This is a genomic window from Amycolatopsis sp. (assembly GCF_025464955.1).
In the GTDB taxonomy this organism is placed as follows: domain Bacteria; phylum Actinomycetota; class Actinomycetes; order Mycobacteriales; family Pseudonocardiaceae; genus Amycolatopsis.
Map to the genome: position 1 here is coordinate 1 of NZ_JAODNM010000122.1, position 15,764 is coordinate 15,764.

Genomic DNA, 15,764 nt, shown 5'->3' on the forward strand with positions numbered 1-15,764 from the left:
CTGCACATTATCGCCCTCGACCAGCGAGGACATGCTCGTGCGGGTCATCTCAGTCGATCCGTATCTCGCCCTGCATCAGGCCGGGTTGCTGTGAACCAGTGGACTCAACTCACCCTGACACGCAGGGGTTCGCGCAAGCCGACCGCAAGCCAGACGGCGGCCCCATACTAAGCCCGTGTTGCGCCTGGTGGCCGGCGCCGCACCCGCGCGATGCAGGCGCCGGTGTCGTAGCCACGATCGGTTAGCGGCTTCCACCGCAGTGTCAGCCGGGAGAGCCCGAGCCTCAGGTTGAGGTCCGGTCCCACTCCCCTAGTTCGGCGCGGAGTGCCTCCACGAGCTGTTCCGACCGCACGATCCCGGAGTCGCCGAGCGCGACCAGCGCGGTCGGCAATGCGTGAACGGGATCGCCGACTCCGTTCAGGGTGGCGGCGATGCGCCGGGCGGTGCGGAGGCCGTCGGCGAGGTCATGGAACGCTGGCTCAGACTCCCAGCCGAGCAGTGCCAGATTCGCTAGAACTTGGCACCGCTCAGCTGGGAGCGCCACAGGCCTGACTGCTCCGAACATTGCTGCGTGTTGCCAGCCCGGCAGCTGGTTCGGGTCGCCGTCGCGGATCGCTGGGTACAGCAGCTGCATGAGTTGGTGGACCGGGTCGGGTTGCCCGGTCCACCAGGCGGAGCGAGAAACGGCGAGCGCGGCCGCAGCCGGGACCCAGCTGTCCGCACGGGCTTGGTCGATGAGCTGCTCAGTCGTGACAGGGACATCGACCATGTACTCGGCGAGCAGTTCGCTGACCGTCTTCGCGGCAGCATGGACAACGTCATCGATCGCTTCTGCGGACCCCGCCGACTCACTTCGGGCCTCGTAGAGGGCATCGGTCATCGCCATCGTGGAGAAGCCCTCGACGCCGGCCTCGCTGGTGAACCGGCGCATAGCCAGGTCATCGCACCACAGTGGCAATCCTTCCTGGGCTGCCAGCTCGATCGCTGCGGCCCAGGGAGCGGCGCGAATCTGGTCGCCAATGTCGCCGAGTGTTGCGGAGGGTTCAACGTCCCGCACTTCGCAGCGTCGGGCGAAGGCCTCGATGGCCGCCGTGCGTTCTCGCACGAAGTGTTGCTGCTCCTCGGTCTGCTGGTAAAAGGTGAGTTCTCCGGACGTCGCGTCAGAGCCCAGCACGCCAGGGCTCCCACCCTGGTTATGAACTTCGAGGACTGCTCGCCGGACGTCGTCCTGGGCCGCGCGGGCCAGGAGCAGCTCGGAAACCTGTCCAAAGACGACGTCGGCGCTGCTCAAGCGGGACAGCACGAGCAACGTCGAGAGATCGACGACGACGGGACGCCCCGTTGCCGCGAACGCGACCTCGAGCTCGGCGTGGTGTTCGTCGTCGTTCGCCGCGACAGCGACAAGCATTCCCGCGGCCCGCTTGACCAGGACCGAGGTGTAGGTCCGCCCGCTGGCCGCCGCCAGAACCCCGACCGGGACCCGGCCGCAGCCAGGTGTGCAGGTGCTCGCGCTGCGGGTTCCAGGATGACAGCGGCAGCAGGACCGGTATTGTTGCGTTCGGCTGGGGTCGGCCACCGGCCCAAGAGTGACCATGCGCGCTACGAATCGCCTGAGCAGGCAGGGCAGCGGGCGCAACTGGCCACGCGGCCCGCAACTTCGGCAGCGGCGGCCCCTGCCTGGCGCCGACCCCGGGGACGGACGCGGCGACGGCTCAGCTGTGCTCGGCGACGAGCTTCGCCAGCTGAAGACGTGATGTGACAACGGTCTTCCGGTAAACCGCGTGCAGGTGGGTCGCGACGGTGTTCGGTGACAGGAACAGCTCCGCAGCGGCCGACTTATTGCTGTGCCCATCCCCGACCAGATGTGCGACTCGTCGTTCAGCCTCGTTCAGCCTCGTTCAGTGCGGCCAAGCCGGCTTCCGGCCGGACCTGGGACGCCCGAGCGGAAGAAGCCCTGCGGGAAGCGCTCCACAGCGATGACCGGCCATCCGCGCGACTGGAGATTGCCGGCCGACTGGCAGACATCGCGAGTAGCGCTAGGCAGCGAGCCAAGGTCGAAGCGATCATCGCGGCAGCCATCAACTACCGAACGCCGCCACCAGTCTGGATCGTCTGGGGCCTCGTCCAGGCTCAATTGGACAACGCGGGGGAGAGTCGCGCGGCAGCGACCATCAGCCGGCACCGCCCCCCTATCCGGTCCGAGCAGGAAGCGCGAATGTGGCACACGCGATGTTCCACATCCCGTGGGACGACCACATCGCTGAGGAGGCCATCGCGGTCGCGCAGCGCTTCTCCGAGGTCCCGGAGCTGGCGTCTGCGCTGCTCACACACCTGATCAGGGCAACCCGAGGTACCGCGCTAGAAGGCCTGGCCGAGCCCGGCGACGTCATCGGGGACCTCGACGAACCGATGCCGGAAGTGCCGGACGACCGCCCGGTCGTGCAGGGGGACCTGCACTGGCGGGCATTCGAACTCATGGAGACCTTGAGCGAAACTCATGGCCCCGCCGCCGGGATACAGATCCTGAGATCGACTTCACCCGAAGATTCCCTGGCTCAGCTCGCCGAGGTCCTCCGGCGCTCAGACCGCCCTGACCTCGCCGCGGTCGCTGACGAGGTCACCCGCCAGTACAAAAAAGCGGTCCAGGATGGCGGAGCCGTCCTGGCCCAGGCAACCGTAGTGGTGGAGATCGAACCCGTTGAACCCGACGACGCCATCATCTTCCTCGCCGCACGCCGGCGAACCGGCGACCGCCTGCGGCCCGCAGGCCGACCTCGGCGCCAAGTGCGGCGAGCTGCGCTTGTCGCCTGTCTGATGTGGCGTCGGACGGTCAGACCGGGAACGACACTCCGGTCAGCTCCTCCGACGCAGCCCACAAGCTGCGCTGGAGGGCTGCGTCGTGGGACTTCTCGCTGGACTCCACCCGCACCGGGTGGCCTCGGGCCTCCCGGAACCCAGCCGGGCCGTAGTACTCACCCCCGCCCACGCCCGGGTCGGTCGCGGCGCGCAGCGTGGGCAGTGCGCCGCGGTCCGGGCTCTGCAAAACCAGTGGGCTGATCACGGCGGCAACCGCGCGCACGGCCGGAGGCGAGTTGCGCATCAGATCTGTGTTCGCGATGCCCGGGTGGGCGGCGACGGCGACGGTCGAGCCCCTGTCGGCGAGCCGACGTTGGAGCTCATAGGTGAACAGCAGGTTCGCCAGCTTCGACTGGCCGTAGGCGCCCGTCCGGCTGTAGCTCCGCCGTTCCCAGTGCAGGTCCTCGAGATCGACTTCGGCCTGGATACGGTGGTTGATGCTACTGACCGTCACCACCCGAGAGCCGGCGACCGGCAGCATCCGCTCCAGCAGCAGCCCGGTCAGCGCGAAGTGGCCGAGATGGTTGGTGCCCAACTGCAGTTCGAAGCCGTCGCGAGTGGTGGTCTTGGGCGTGAACATCACCCCGGCGTTGTTGATCAGCAGGTCTATCCCGGGGTACCTGGCCCGCAGCTCTTCCGCCGCGGCGCGAACGGAATCGAGCGAGGCCAGATCGAGGCCCTGCACCGTGACATCCACCCCGGGAGCGGCATCGGCGATCCGGGCGGCCGCCTGCTTGCCCTTGTCCGTGTCTCGCACCGCCAACACCACCCTCGCGCCGCGCGCAGCGAGGATTCGGGCGGTCTCGAATCCGATGCCGGTGTTGGCTCCGGTGACCACAGCCACACGGCCGGACTGCCCGGGGACGTCTTTGGCGGTCCATTTGTCGTTCACAATTCCTCCAAGTGCCAGGCCGGGAACCGGCCAGGGCGGTGAATCTATGATCTGAGGCCTACTGCTGTCGGACCGTGGGGGCCGCGTCGTCGTCCGGTCGCGCCGCGGTCTGTCGGGCCGGGCCGAGCGCGCCGGTCTGGCAGGGGAACGAGCCGTTCACCGCCGCCCTGAGCAGGAGCGCAGCGCCTCGGTGGCCGTGCGCGGCGTCGTCGAGTCGCGCACCGACGCCACCGCGTCAGTCCGGAACTCCGGGGAGCAACGGGACCGGCGTCCTCTTGTGTACCTGTTCGCCGAGGATCCCCTCAGGGTCCACCTATCGAGGTGTCCACAACCAAGGGCTCACCCCCAGCAATGGCTGAGCCCGGACATGCTGTCCTCGTCTACGCGGCCGGAGAGGAGCACTCGTCATCGGCCGGTCAGTTCTCCGGCGAGGCGCCAGGTGCGTAGCCGGTCCGCGTCCCCCGCCAGGTCGGTGTGGTACAGCGCGATCTCGGTGGCGCCGGCATCGAAGTAGCGGCGTAGCCCGGCGGCCACCGTATCCTCGTCGCCCGCTACAACCAGCTCCGCGGCTCTGTCCACCCCTTCCCAATTGAACACCCGCTGGTGGGAGGGGATCGTCTCGTAGAAGGCCAGTTGGTCGGTCGCCGAGGCGATCACCTGCTCCACATTGTCGGTGACCACCGCGGGTACCGTGACGATGATCCGGGGTGCCGGGCGGTTCGCGTCGGCGGCGGCCTTCGTGAGCGCGGGGACGATGTGCTGCTCCAGCGCTCTGGGACCGGCCAGGAACGGCAGGGTGCCGTCGGCGAGTTCGCCGGTGATTCGCAGTGCCTGTGGTCCCATCGCGGCCACCAGCACCGGAATGGCCTGTTCGGCGCCCGGCACCGCTGTGGGGAGGAACGGGTGCGAAGTTACCGTGGTGCCGCTGAAGCCGGTGGTCGCGCCTTCAAGCAGCGGCCTTAGCGCGCTGAGATACTCGCGCAGGTGGGTGATCGGTGGCGGATAGGGCAGGCCGTAGGCAGGCTCAAGCACATCCTTGGCGCCCAACCCGATGCCCAGCTGAAACCGGCCGCCGGTGGCCGCTTGGGCGGTCTTGGCCGCGGATGCGAGGAGCAGCGGATGCCGTGGGTAGATCGGAACTACCGCGGTGCCGACGGAGATCCGAGCGACGGCCCGGCCCACCGCCGAGGCCACCGCGATCGCGTCGTAGCTGAGTAGTTGTGGGAACCACACCGAGTCGAGACCGAGCCGCTCGGCCTGGGAGGCGAGCTCGATGGCGCGGTCGACGAGGTTGGTGGACTTCGGGGTTGCGGCGAGGGAGGAAAGCGTCACGCCAAATTTCATAGTGTTTCTCCGTGGTTGTCCTCGGGTTCGGGTGACTGTGCGGGCCGGCTGTGGAAGTAGTGGCCTTCACCAAGGTCGTCGATGAGCCCGGGATGGGTCGGCTGCCAGCCGAGCAGGTCGCGGGTCAACGCACTCGAGGCCGGGGTGTCGGCCGCCAGGAAGCCGGCCAGCGGACCGAAGTGTGCGAGCGCGTCCTCGGCAGGGATGGAAACCACCGGGACCTCGAGGTGTCGCCCGATCACCTCGGCGATGGTATGAGTCGGCACGCCCTCGTCCGTGACCGCGTGCAGACGCGATCCCGCCGGGGCGTTCTCCAGAGCCAGGCGAAACAGGCGTGCCGCATCGAGACGGTGTACAGCCGACCAGCGGTTCGAGCCGTCGCCGATGAAGCCGGAGACTCCCTTGGCCCGGGCGATGGCGATCTGGTTCGCGAGGAATCCATGATCCCCGTCGCCATAGACCGTCGGAGGAAGGCGCACAGCCGACGAGCGGACGCCGAGCGAAGCGAACGAGAGCGCGACCTGCTCCGGGGCCAAGCGGGCCCGCGGCCCGCCGACGTCGGCCGCGTCGAGACTCGGCGCGTCGCGTTCGGTTCCCACCCGCCCTGGTTCCAGCACGAGTGTCACCGATGCCATGACCAATGGCGGGTCTGAACCGGTGAGGGACTCGCCCAGCGCCTCGATGGCGCGCCGGTCGGCCTCGACCGCGCCCTGGAAGTCTCCGGTGCGTGCGAGGGCGACGTTGAAGGCGAGGTGGATCACGCCGTCCGACGCTCCGGCCGCGCTGCGCAGCCCGTCGAGATCGTCAAGATCACCGCGATGTACCCGGGCACCGGCGTTGGTGAGGGCAGCGGCGGAGGCGTCTGAGCGGGCGAGGCCGGTGACCTCGTGGCCCGCGCCGAGGAGTTCGGGAATGAGGGCGGAACCGATCCAGCCAGTCGCGCCCGTGACGAAAACGCGCATACCCACTGCGATCAACCTACTTCCAGGGGGAGTTCGGGGTTGCTGGTCCACTCGTGTAGCGAGCCGTCGTCGAGCACCACGTCGGACTCGCCCAGCAAGGTCAACGCGAGCGCGTCGCTGGTCGCCGCGATCCCTACACCGCAGTAGGTGACCTTGCGACCTGGCCGGGAGAGCGCGTCGGCGACGATCTCGCGGACCTCGCTGGCCAGCGTGCACGTACTGTCGGCGATCGGTCGACTGATCATCACGTCACTGCGTCACAGGAATCGTGTGTCTATCGGGAAGCTGGGAATCTTCCGCACGAACTCTGCGACGGCGGTGCCGATCTGGTCGGGGCTGTCTTCTTGTGTGTATTGGATTCCGCTGACAGTGGTCTCGGTCAGATTGGGCCAGGTACGGATGAGCTCGCGGATAGGGCCGCGCGCGACGAAGCCCGGTTCGGCATTGATGAAGAGCTTGGGAACATCGCTTTCGGCCAACCAGCTGCTGTAGTCATTGACCACCGCGACGACGTCGGCCGGCTCGCCGTCGATCGGAATGTTGCGCGGCCACGACAACGTGGGGCGGCGGTCTTCACCGGGGTTGATGAACGGCGCTCGGTAGTGGCCCATCTCTTCGTCGCTGAGCCTGCGCTGTACTCCCGCGGGCAACAGAACATCGACGAACAGGTTCTGCTCCAGCACCATCCGTTCGCCCTCCGTGGAGCGAATGCTCTGCAACACTTCTGTGAAGTCGCTGGGGAACTCCGACCACGTCCTCGGGGTGACTATGGCTTCCATGAACGCGATGCCCCACACCCCGTCACGGTGCCGATTAGCCCAGTCGAAGCCCAGCGCAGAACCCCAGTCCTGCAGTACCAGTGTCACGTTGTCGCCGAGATCCAACGCGTCCCACAGCGCGAACAGGTAGTCGCGCTGTTCGGCATAATGGTAGCGGCCAGGACCCGACGTTTGCAGCTTGTCCGATCTTCCCATTCCGATCAGATCGCACGCCACCAGCCGACCCAGCCCTGCCAAGTGTGGCATCACGTTGCGCCACAGATACGACGACGTCGGGTTGCCGTGCTGAAAGACGATGGCGTCGCCGGCGCCCTCGTCGACGTAGGCCATCCGCGTGCCGTTGACGTTGTGGTATCGCAGCTGGCCGTATGGCTTTGCCCCTACCATCAGGTGGCTCCTTGTTGTTTCGTCAGGTTCGGCGTCGGCGGGTCAGGCCATGTTTGGCGGCGGCAGCCCACGACACCCCCTGTCGCTGCCGGTGTGCACGACGACACACGACGATTCCACCTCCAGTGACTTGAGCGATGTGGTGTGCGTCAGCGGACTTGGATACTGGACTGCCGTGCGGTCATATTCTTTGCGGCGCGACCGAGCATCCGGCCGGTTATCTTCATTGAGATTCTGCGTTTGGTCAGGGGATCCACCAAGAAGGCGGATTGGCCCTCTGAATAAAGGGCACGACGCCTCAGGAAGCTGGGGAGACTCGAAATACTGGATACTCGTCAACGATCCGCTCAAAGTCGCCGAGTGGTGCTCGGCGGTCGATCGGAAAGAACGGGCGTGCGCCGGCCGCGAGCTCGAGATATCGACGCAAGATCGCGGCGCGCTTACCGAAGAATTCCTCCAGCGACACGTTCTCGCGCTTCCTTCGCACCAGAACAGCGCGATTGTCGGCGCGCATGTTGCGCACCCAGTTCGTCTTGTCACCCAGCATGCCCACCAGATAGCGGTCACCCTCGTAGGCGACGATAACTATGGGAAACGAGATCTCCCTGCCGGTCTTGCGGCCCCGAACCACGAGTGTTGCAGCTTGACTTGGTCCGATGCCCGACGCAAACGCGATGCCGAGCAAGCGGCCTAGCGTGCGTGCCGACAAACCCGGACGCCCGTCGCGGAACTGCCACCTCTGAAACGCGCTCACAGCGCCGCGCCGCATTACCCGATCCTTCCGGAACTCGGAATCGTGCTTGATGGCCAGCCAATCAGTTTGCCTGCGGACGCATGACTGCGGTCCCCGACGAGGCTGCCTCCTTGGAGTGGTGCTGCAGTTTCTACGCTGGGCGCATTAGCTTTTCGCCCACCGGTGATGATGACATGGGCGCCACGCTCCGCGAGCGCCCTGGCGGTGTCTCGTCCGATACCGGACGTCGCACCGGTAACCAAGACGGTCTCGCCGTCAAGCTCCATGGTGTACTCCTTCTACCCGGCCTGCGGATTCTGTTTTGGGCGGCGTTGGCGGTGGTGCTCACGGCGGACAGCCCAAACGTCGTTCAACTGCAGCTGTGTACGACTCGATCAGGCGCGTCTTGGTGCTGCGTTCGTTCAGGACCTCGTGTCCCTAACGGCTGGTTCACCTCAGATGGCACAGCCAGACAGGCGTATCGGATACGGGTTGTTGCCCCTCCTCTTTGGTGAACACCGCTCGGCGATTGGAGACCCTCTGAGCGAAGCAGTGGAGCGGCCCACTGACACTAGATTGGATCATGCAAGCCACTCTGGCGGGGAAAAAATGGATTGTCAACTCCAAAACAGATGCTAGATTGGAAGCATGGCCAGCCTCGCGCGACAGAAGGAAACGCTGACACCCAAAGGGCTGCGGACCCGTGTCCGCATCGTCGATGCAGCCGCCGAGTTGATTTATGAGCGCGGCGTCACTGCGACCACCCTCGAAGACGTCAAAACTGCGGCCGCAGTCAGCAGCTCACAGCTCTATCACTACTTCGCGAACAAGGAGGCGCTGGTCCAGGCGGTCATCGACCGCCAAGCCGACACGCTGGTCGCCGCCACAGAACATGCCGAGCTGGGCACCGTCGACGGACTCAGGGCCTGGCGCGAACTTGTGCTGACCCAGGCCGAACACACCGGCGGTAAAGGCGGCTGCCCCCTTGGTTCCCTCGGCAGTCAACTCGCGGAAAGCGATCCCGACGCTCGCGCCCGTACCGCAGCCGGTTTCGGACGATGGTCAACCGCCATCCGCGACGGACTACGCACACTGCACATCAGCGGGCATCTCGCGCCCGACATCAACCCCGACGACCTCGCCGTCACCCTTCTCGCCGCCCTTCAAGGCGGATTGCTGCTCGCACAAGTCCAGCGCAACACCCGTCCCTTGCAAGCCACTCTCGACACGCTGCTCGCGCTCGCCCAGCGCTGCCCAAACCAGCCACAACCGCCGCAACCGAGTACGAAGTCATCCTCACCATCGAACGTCGGCGACATGTCGAAATCGGTCGCGTATTCCCGGGAACAACCGCAACGCCGTGTCTGATAGTGGCTGGACAGATGGCCGGTCACTCGGCTTTCCCGGGAAGGAAGGCCGCAAGCATGCCACCAGCGCGTAGTCGCGCTGGACCGGAAGGGTGGGGTTCGCACGCTTCCGGTCCATCGGAGTAGCACGCGCCGCCTGGCGCTGTCCGGCGATCATCAGCGCGAACGGACTCACCGGGGCGGCGCTCGCGGTCGATGACTCATGTCTACATGAAGTTGCTAATTTGCCTGGCACGTGTGCCGACCCGCCCGCCCGGCGCCGCCCGGGCGTTCTCGGGTGAACCAGCCAATCGTGCAGTAGCGCACTGGATCCGGACACGGAAAGCTCACGGTGACCAGTGTCTGATCTCGAAAGGAGCCTGTTTCGTGAAAGGCATTCGCGCTGCTCTCGCGGCCCCGTTGATCGCCGCCGGTGCGCTGGCGGCTTTCGCGTCGCCCGCGATGTCGGCCCCGGCTACCGATCTACCTGACGGCCTGAATGTCGCCGGCACCGTCGCGGGGGACAACGTCGCGGTCGTGCTGTCCAGCGGGTGTGGCGATGCTACGGCGGTGCTGGGCTCCCTTGTTCCGGCCGCGAATTCGATCGACTGCTCGGCCACCTCCATCAACGGCGACGGTAACAACGGGCGAGGCTAAGTCCGAGTCTGGTCAATCGCGGCGAACGTCGTGCTGCCGCCGGCACTGAGGAAGATCCCCATCCGGGGTGATGTGCACGATCCTGCCCAGCTATTCGGTTTCCAAGAATGGTGGCTTCGCGACATGGTCGTCGGAGGCCGCTTTCAAAGTTGTCGGCGCGCCGTCAGCGACACTCACCCCGCTGCCGAGGTCGCGGAACACCTCGCCCGCGGTCGCGGTCGAACTGCCTGGCAGCAGGCCGCCGCTGAGCAGCCAAGCCGTCACTCCCCCGGCTACCAGCGCCACGACGAGCACCAGCACCACCACAAGGCGGCGACGGCGCGTGGGTTTCGGTGGTGCCACCACCGGTCCTCCTCCGCCCTCCGGCGCGGACTGCAGACGCCGCCCGATCTCTCCCAGAGCCTCCTTGGCTGCCGCGTGCGTTACGGCGCCGCTGGATTCCGGGGGACGTCGTAACGCAATGATGTTCCTCGCCGACCGGGAACAAGCACGCACCACGCCAGCGCGGAAGGTTTCTCATGGGTCGTCCGGCGAAGCGCACCATGCTCCTCTCGGTGAGCGCGCTCGTCGTCGTCGCGGTGGGCGCGTGGTTCGGGATCCGCGCTCTCGCGCGCGACGATTCACCTGCAACCGCAGTGGAACCGTCCGCGCAAGGACCGGCGTTCACCTCACCGGACGGGGCATCCTGGATCGATATCCCACCGGGGGCTATGACCCCGGGCACGACGGTCGGTTTCCTCCCTGCTCCGGCCGAGACACCGGGGCTGAACGCCACCCTGCGCGGGGCCACGGCCGCGGGCACGCCGGTGGACCTCCAGGTTACGAACGGGTCGCTCACGCCCGGCCGCTCGACCGTGACTCTCACCTACGACCCGGCCTTGGTCCCGGCCGGGCTCACCGCGGACCAGGTCGGCCTCGCCGTCTTCGACCGCGAACTCGACAGCTGGATCCCGATCCTCGGCGCCAAGGCCAACCCAGCCCGGCACACCGTCAGCGGTATCGCCCCGCACTTCTCCCTCTTCAGCCCCGTCGTGCTCAACCAGGCGAAGGCCCTGGTCAACGTGGCCGGCAAGGCCATTCACACCATCATCGACAGCAGCGTCAGCTTCGCGAAGTGGGCTGCTCAGCTACTCACGGAGCTCACCCACACGCTCGTGAATGACCTCTTCGGTATTGCACCCGACCTCGCCTGCAAACCGGCCGCCACCGAATTCACCGTCACCACGAAGAGCCTGCTCAACCGGCTGCGCACAGACCGGGACCGGCCACGACACGACCGTGCGGCTGCGTAACGGCTACGCTTTCCCGCTGCGCCTGGACAAACTGCCCGCCGGCCTCGCACTGAGGCTCAGCGACGTCTGGAACAACGGCGACGACCTCGTCAACCTCGTCCGCAACGCCTACTGGGCATTGCACAACCGAGCCGTGCTCAGCGGCGCAGCCCTCGGAACGGTGACCGCCACGCCCGAGCTCGAGAAGACAGCGACCACAACGATGGACATCGACAGCGACGCGGTCGGCTTCGACATGGCACTGGCGTTTCTCATGGTCATCGCCCCCGAACAAGCCACCCTCAAACCCGCGATCAAGACGGCAGCCGAGGCAGCGATCAAGGGAACCGTCGCCAAAGGCGAGGCCGGGAAACCCTCGGCGTGGGTCGGGCAGGCGTTCAGCCTGATCGACTGCATCGTCAAACAGGCCCACACCACCGCACCGGCCGACCTATTCACCGGGCCCGGCATCCGCGCGACCGCGGATGTCGTCCACGCCTGCCTGAGCGACCTGCTCAAACAGCTCAACCTGCAAGGCACCTTGATCGAACTCCTCGACACCGTCAAGGTCCTACCGGAAACAGTGGAAACGATTCTCTACCCGCTAGCCAACACTCTTGCCGAGCAGGTCGGCGGGATCAAGCAGCAGAAACCCCTGGCAACCGTCCAGCGCCGCAGCAGCGGCACGGTCCGCTTCGACGGGATCGGCGACCTAAACCTCGCCACCACGCCAGCGGACCTGCGTGCCCGCGGCTACACCGACCACGGCAACCTCTACGACGACACCAACCCCGCGTGCGTCAGCTACGAGAAGGCCGGCCAACCGCTGACTTACAGCGTCGAGCCGAACGGGCGCGTGCTGGCTATCCGAGCCGGCGCTTCCGGGACGAAGCTCTCCACCGAGATCGGTGGTATCCACGCCGGGTCCACCCTCGCCCAGCTCCGCACCGCGTTCCGGGGCTACCAAATCCACGAGTACCTGAACCTCGACTTCGGACAAGGCACCAACGGCGTGGTCGTCGACGGCCCCGGTGGCGCCATCGCCTTCAGCCTCGACACAGCAGCTCCCGCCCAATACGCGTCCGGGCAAGCCACCGTTACCTTTGTCAACGGAGTTGGTGTTTCCGGCCACGCGCCGACCGCCATGGAGATTGGCTGCTGAGGCCTCTTGCGATTTACGCACAGTCGAACAGGCGTTGAGAAGCCACGCCGCTTGACCCCGCACTCGCCGTGACCTGCTGCGTGATCACGTCGAGGTAAGGTGGCGTTCGTGGCCGCTCGACAGCCGTTCGTCGGGTCGATGCGGTGATCAGTGAACTGCGAAGAGGCACAACCGAGTTCTGCGTTTCCGGTGTGGCTTTCACACAGACTGCAGCTCGCGTACACCGGCCACAGACTGTCCGCATGCTCGTTAATGTGACTAGCTCCTCCAGTATCCGCGACAGATCGCGTAGATCTAGGCGGCTCGCTGGTCGGCGAGAGTGCACCCATAAGTGTTGTACAGCTGCCCACTATGCCTTGTCCTCGAGACTCCACTTTGACGTCGTACACAGGGAGCTGGGTCGCATTGATAAACTTTGCCGTCGGCATCGCATCGCGTCCATCGATAACCCAGATCGAGAAGCGTGAAGCTAGATCCTCTCGGCGCTCAATCGTGGCCAGCCACCATCCTCGCTGCGCGATCCAGACCGCGGTGATGGCAGCAGCCAGCGAGCCAACTCCGCCGACCCACCGTCCCCATGCAGCCCACCAATCGGCCTGCTTGTTCTCGATCCATCCCCACAGCACAAGGACCGCGAGATCGACCGAGCCGACCACCGAGATGGCTGCCATCAGGGAATGGATTTCCGCTGGACGAGAGCTTAAGCGGCGCACGAGGCGCCATATTCCCAATGCGGACACATTCGTCAGCAGCACCACCAGCACGGGCATCGGCTCTGTCCTTCCTTGCGTATTTGCTACAGGTCAGTCGCTGGTGTCTGGCCGGTCCTCGATCGCCAACGTGACCGTCTTTCCCGGCCAACCGCCCGGCCACTCCTCGATCACTTTGGGGCGAGCACCCACCAGCCAGAACCTGCGGCGCGGCTTGGTTGCGGTACCGATGTCGACACGCACTGCCAAGACAAAGTCCTTAATCGCCTCGCCGAGACGGGCCTGCCACAGAGCAGCCTCCGAAGTCCGCGCCTCCCGCTCGGCCGGTGTATCACCCACGGGCAGCGAGCTGAACAGTTCACTCAACACGGCCGTCACCTCTTCTGCAGCGGCGCGCGGAACCGAGGCGCCCATCACCCTGACCTCCGACAATGCGGCAAAGTACGCAGCCTGCGATGAACGAAGATCCGAAAGCGACCCGAGTAGCGTGGACATGTGGCGCCAAGCGAACGGCTGGCGCTGCTGCATCGCCAATGACAACACGCCCAGATGCGTCACCCACGTGGACAAGTCGCCCGTCGCGGCCAGGAACCCGGAGTACGCTTCCTTGCGGGCCGCCGTTGCAGCACCTTTGTCCTTCTGACCAGCTGGGATCGCTGCGAACAAGGTCCGAGTCGCTTTCAGGCCGGTGGCTACCTCGCCAGTCACCCTGGTGATGTCGCCCAGCGAGGAGAAGTCCATCGGCACATCCAAGCCGATGCCGACCGCTGACGCGGTAGAACCCCCTTGCTAGGCGCTGGGCAGTCGCTCGTCGACTCAGCCTGCCGGTAGCCGGTCTTCGGACAAGTTAGGCTTCCGAGTCATGGCGGTCGACTGGGGCAGTGTCCCAACATGAGTAGCGGTAGCCGGTTCGCTAACAGCTGCCGGTGTCGCGGCGAAAGCGTTCGGCAAACAGTCTCAGCTTCGTGAAATCCAGCCGGTGTACCTGGAGCAGGCACAGGCCGAATGGAGTCGCGAGCCGAGCAGAGCGGCACAGGGACGCCGAGCTGCGGCGCCGAGAGCAGGCCTCGAAGGTATACCTGCTAGTGACGAACGGCCGAACGCCCACGGCTTCGTCGGGTTCCTCGTGCGAGCGTTCAACACGAGTGATCAGCCAGTCTTCGATGTCCTGGTGCGGTGGCACAACGGGACGGCGCCCTGGTCTCAAGGTGGCAAAGACACCGACGAGCTGGTGGCCCTCAAGCCGAAGGAGGAAGTTCAGCTTTCGCGGGAATGGGGAAATGGTGGCAATTACAGCCTCGCCGGCGTATCGCTGGAGTTTCGGGATACTGCTGGCGTCCGGTGGCGCCGGACACGAGACGGCGCGCTCGACGAGCTGCTCAAGTAGGTGACTCGCTCAGCTGGCTCGGGCGCCTCTGGCCAGGTAGTTACAGCACCGGCTTCGGCCTCTGCGACATGTTCACGTGCGCGTGCGGGTCGGGACCGTGCTTGAGCTTCAGCAGGTCAGCTGCGACCAGGCCTTCGACGATCGAGTTCACGATGTGGTCGAGGTCCGTGCCCGGCAGACCCTGCACCTCGGCAAGCTCCTCGCGCAGCACGTCACGGACGATGCTGCGGATTCCGAATAGTTCACGCTCGGCGGGGTCGGTCGGGATGTTCGACACTACGTGTTTTCCTCGTGTCCACGAGCGGACAACAGTAGCGCCGGCAGACCCCTGAACACAGCGACAAGGTGAACGAACGAGGGAACCGCAATGGTCATCGTCATCGTGTATCTCATCGTGGCCGTGCTCATCTTCGGCGCTGGACTGGTGTTCAAGGGCCCCGCCTGGCTGCTCATCGTGCCAGTTCAGCCTGGCGCGATCGACTCCGACAGCGTCGGCCAACGGCCCGAGCTGATGTGTTCGCGCGGTCTGCCACATCGCCAATGCCAGGTAGTAAGCGTCCACCGGAGCCGAGTCAGGTGCTGGCAGGCTTTCTCGTTCGTATGCTTCGGCCAGGAGGGGGAAATCCGCCTCGGTCCCGTTGTAAGTAACAATCATGTCCGCACTGGCGCAAAACGACTGCAGGGCCATGAGAGCCTCTACTGGCGGAACTGCGCCGCTCGCATGCATCGCCTGCACCCGCTCGCTCCGAATTTCCCACAAGGCATCGGGTAGCCGGACGAACCGGTCGAAGATGGGCTCAGCCGCGATCCAGTCACTGTCAGTACCCATCCTGACCGCGCCGATCTGGAAGATCCGCTTCTCGAGGTAAGGATCAGCCGCCATTGTGCAGACAACGGACTCCACATCGACAACCACTGCACGCACCGGCGCTTCGGCGTCCGTTGCCATAGCGGGTATTTGCCGTGCAACATCCAGAAGAGCCGAAGTCCTGAACACACCGCCGATCACTGCTAGAGCACCGGCCCGCACCGCCTGCTCGATCAGCGCCTGGAACCGCCGTTGATGAAGCCAGGGGAACCTCCTCTTGGCCACATCCGCCATCTGCGCGCCGTCATACCCCCCTCGGATTCGGCGACGAGATCCACGACTTGACGGGCGGCAGTGCTAATCGTGGTCGAGTCCGGCTGCGTCAAAAATCCCCGTTCCGCGTAGGGTGATACGTGTGTAAACGTAGGCGCCCAAGAGGGTGTTACACATCTCCGCCGACCGAGAGCAAA

The 15,764-nt window shown here is 65.7% G+C and carries 20 protein-coding genes; 6 read left to right on the forward strand and 14 right to left on the reverse strand.

All coding sequences use genetic code 11. The annotated features are described in order from the left end of the window. Positions 1 to 283: 283 nt before the first annotated feature. The gene (locus tag JWQ81_RS29910) at positions 284 to 1,576 is read right to left on the reverse strand and encodes a hypothetical protein (RefSeq protein WP_297546839.1); all 1,293 of its coding nucleotides are present in this window, start codon (positions 1,574 to 1,576) and stop codon (positions 284 to 286) included. A gap of 16 nt (positions 1,577 to 1,592) precedes the next feature. Between JWQ81_RS29910 and JWQ81_RS29915 the strand changes: the two genes are divergently transcribed. Further along, on the forward strand, positions 1,593 to 1,754 hold the full coding sequence (locus tag JWQ81_RS29915) for a hypothetical protein (protein ID WP_297546841.1): 162 nt from the start codon (positions 1,593 to 1,595) through the stop codon (positions 1,752 to 1,754). Here JWQ81_RS29915 and JWQ81_RS29920 read toward each other — a convergent pair. From JWQ81_RS29920 to JWQ81_RS29965, 10 genes are all read right to left on the reverse strand, one after another. Next, positions 1,713 to 1,892 (reverse strand): helix-turn-helix transcriptional regulator, encoded by a 180-nt coding sequence (locus tag JWQ81_RS29920; protein ID WP_366942351.1) that lies wholly within the window; start codon positions 1,890 to 1,892, stop codon positions 1,713 to 1,715. The genes JWQ81_RS29915 and JWQ81_RS29920 overlap by 42 nt on opposite strands. Before the next feature lie 466 nt (positions 1,893 to 2,358). Continuing rightward, complete coding sequence (locus tag JWQ81_RS29925; RefSeq protein WP_297546843.1) at positions 2,359 to 2,499, reverse strand: hypothetical protein; 141 nt, start codon at positions 2,497 to 2,499, stop codon at positions 2,359 to 2,361. 81 nt (positions 2,500 to 2,580) lie between these two features. Continuing rightward, positions 2,581 to 2,784, reverse strand: a complete 204-nt coding sequence (locus JWQ81_RS29930) for a hypothetical protein (RefSeq protein ID WP_297546845.1) — start codon at positions 2,782 to 2,784, stop codon at positions 2,581 to 2,583. A 46-nt stretch (positions 2,785 to 2,830) separates the two neighbouring features. Then, entirely contained in the window at positions 2,831 to 3,748 is a 918-nt protein-coding gene (locus tag JWQ81_RS29935; protein ID WP_297546846.1) for an SDR family NAD(P)-dependent oxidoreductase, read from the reverse strand. Positions 3,749 to 4,153: 405 nt separating this feature from the next. Next, positions 4,154 to 5,080: a TIGR03564 family F420-dependent LLM class oxidoreductase gene (locus JWQ81_RS29940; RefSeq protein ID WP_297546848.1), complete on the reverse strand. Its 927-nt coding sequence runs from the start codon at positions 5,078 to 5,080 to the stop codon at positions 4,154 to 4,156. Positions 5,081 to 5,088: 8 nt separating this feature from the next. Next, positions 5,089 to 6,054 (reverse strand): SDR family oxidoreductase, encoded by a 966-nt coding sequence (locus JWQ81_RS29945; RefSeq protein WP_297546850.1) that lies wholly within the window; start codon positions 6,052 to 6,054, stop codon positions 5,089 to 5,091. A gap of 11 nt (positions 6,055 to 6,065) precedes the next feature. Beyond that, a complete protein-coding gene (locus JWQ81_RS29950) occupies positions 6,066 to 6,299 on the reverse strand; it encodes a hypothetical protein (RefSeq protein WP_297546852.1) in 234 nt (77 codons plus the stop codon). A 12-nt stretch (positions 6,300 to 6,311) separates the two neighbouring features. Next, the gene (locus JWQ81_RS29955) at positions 6,312 to 7,220 is read right to left on the reverse strand and encodes a haloalkane dehalogenase (protein ID WP_297546854.1); all 909 of its coding nucleotides are present in this window, start codon (positions 7,218 to 7,220) and stop codon (positions 6,312 to 6,314) included. 298 nt (positions 7,221 to 7,518) lie between these two features. After that, positions 7,519 to 7,905, reverse strand: coding sequence for a nitroreductase/quinone reductase family protein (locus JWQ81_RS29960; protein WP_297546855.1), 387 nt, complete (start codon positions 7,903 to 7,905; stop codon positions 7,519 to 7,521). Positions 7,906 to 7,988: 83 nt separating this feature from the next. Then, positions 7,989 to 8,240: an SDR family NAD(P)-dependent oxidoreductase gene (locus tag JWQ81_RS29965; RefSeq protein WP_297546856.1), complete on the reverse strand. Its 252-nt coding sequence runs from the start codon at positions 8,238 to 8,240 to the stop codon at positions 7,989 to 7,991. Between the two features lie 361 nt (positions 8,241 to 8,601). Here JWQ81_RS29965 and JWQ81_RS29970 point away from each other — a divergent pair, with 361 nt between their 5' ends. Together JWQ81_RS29970 and JWQ81_RS29975 are read left to right on the forward strand one after the other, a co-directional pair. Continuing rightward, positions 8,602 to 9,321: a TetR/AcrR family transcriptional regulator gene (locus JWQ81_RS29970; RefSeq protein WP_297546857.1), complete on the forward strand. Its 720-nt coding sequence runs from the start codon at positions 8,602 to 8,604 to the stop codon at positions 9,319 to 9,321. A 365-nt stretch (positions 9,322 to 9,686) separates the two neighbouring features. Further along, a complete protein-coding gene (locus JWQ81_RS29975) occupies positions 9,687 to 9,956 on the forward strand; it encodes a hypothetical protein (protein WP_297546858.1) in 270 nt (89 codons plus the stop codon). A 90-nt stretch (positions 9,957 to 10,046) separates the two neighbouring features. Here the strand turns inward: JWQ81_RS29975 and JWQ81_RS29980 are convergent, their stop codons facing one another. Beyond that, positions 10,047 to 10,301 (reverse strand): hypothetical protein, encoded by a 255-nt coding sequence (locus JWQ81_RS29980; RefSeq protein ID WP_297546861.1) that lies wholly within the window; start codon positions 10,299 to 10,301, stop codon positions 10,047 to 10,049. 173 nt (positions 10,302 to 10,474) lie between these two features. Between JWQ81_RS29980 and JWQ81_RS29985 the strand changes: the two genes are divergently transcribed. Then, positions 10,475 to 11,248: a hypothetical protein gene (locus JWQ81_RS29985; protein ID WP_297546863.1), complete on the forward strand. Its 774-nt coding sequence runs from the start codon at positions 10,475 to 10,477 to the stop codon at positions 11,246 to 11,248. Next, a complete protein-coding gene (locus JWQ81_RS29990; RefSeq protein ID WP_297546865.1) occupies positions 11,235 to 12,389 on the forward strand; it encodes a hypothetical protein in 1,155 nt (384 codons plus the stop codon). Before JWQ81_RS29985 ends, JWQ81_RS29990 begins: the two co-directional genes overlap by 14 nt. A gap of 803 nt (positions 12,390 to 13,192) precedes the next feature. Here JWQ81_RS29990 and JWQ81_RS29995 read toward each other — a convergent pair. Further along, positions 13,193 to 13,840 (reverse strand): hypothetical protein, encoded by a 648-nt coding sequence (locus JWQ81_RS29995; protein WP_297546867.1) that lies wholly within the window; start codon positions 13,838 to 13,840, stop codon positions 13,193 to 13,195. Positions 13,841 to 14,225: 385 nt separating this feature from the next. Between JWQ81_RS29995 and JWQ81_RS30000 the strand changes: the two genes are divergently transcribed. Then, positions 14,226 to 14,486, forward strand: coding sequence for a hypothetical protein (locus JWQ81_RS30000; protein ID WP_297546869.1), 261 nt, complete (start codon positions 14,226 to 14,228; stop codon positions 14,484 to 14,486). Between the two features lie 40 nt (positions 14,487 to 14,526). Here the strand turns inward: JWQ81_RS30000 and JWQ81_RS30005 are convergent, their stop codons facing one another. After that, positions 14,527 to 15,588 carry a hypothetical protein gene (locus JWQ81_RS30005; RefSeq protein WP_297546871.1) on the reverse strand — a complete coding sequence of 354 codons (1,062 nt, stop codon included), beginning with the start codon at positions 15,586 to 15,588 and terminating at the stop codon, positions 14,527 to 14,529. Positions 15,589 to 15,764: the final 176 nt, after the last annotated feature.

Excerpts from the sequence above, each read along its gene's own strand:
- JWQ81_RS29915 (WP_297546841.1), top strand. The coding sequence starts at position 1,593 with ATGCGCGCTACGAATCGCCTGAGCAGGCAGGGCAGCGGGCGCAACTGG.
- JWQ81_RS29925 (WP_297546843.1), bottom strand. The coding sequence starts at position 2,499 with ATGAGTTTCGCTCAAGGTCTCCATGAGTTCGAATGCCCGCCAGTGCAG.
- JWQ81_RS29945 (WP_297546850.1), bottom strand. The coding sequence starts at position 6,054 with ATGCGCGTTTTCGTCACGGGCGCGACTGGCTGGATCGGTTCCGCCCTC.
- JWQ81_RS29950 (WP_297546852.1), bottom strand. The coding sequence starts at position 6,299 with ATGATCAGTCGACCGATCGCCGACAGTACGTGCACGCTGGCCAGCGAG.
- JWQ81_RS29955 (WP_297546854.1), bottom strand. The coding sequence starts at position 7,220 with ATGGTAGGGGCAAAGCCATACGGCCAGCTGCGATACCACAACGTCAAC.
- JWQ81_RS29965 (WP_297546856.1), bottom strand. The coding sequence starts at position 8,240 with ATGGAGCTTGACGGCGAGACCGTCTTGGTTACCGGTGCGACGTCCGGT.
- JWQ81_RS29970 (WP_297546857.1), top strand. The coding sequence starts at position 8,602 with ATGGCCAGCCTCGCGCGACAGAAGGAAACGCTGACACCCAAAGGGCTG.
- JWQ81_RS29985 (WP_297546863.1), top strand. The coding sequence starts at position 10,475 with ATGGGTCGTCCGGCGAAGCGCACCATGCTCCTCTCGGTGAGCGCGCTC.
- JWQ81_RS29995 (WP_297546867.1), bottom strand. The coding sequence starts at position 13,840 with ATGGACTTCTCCTCGCTGGGCGACATCACCAGGGTGACTGGCGAGGTA.
- JWQ81_RS30005 (WP_297546871.1), bottom strand. The coding sequence starts at position 15,588 with ATGGCGGATGTGGCCAAGAGGAGGTTCCCCTGGCTTCATCAACGGCGG.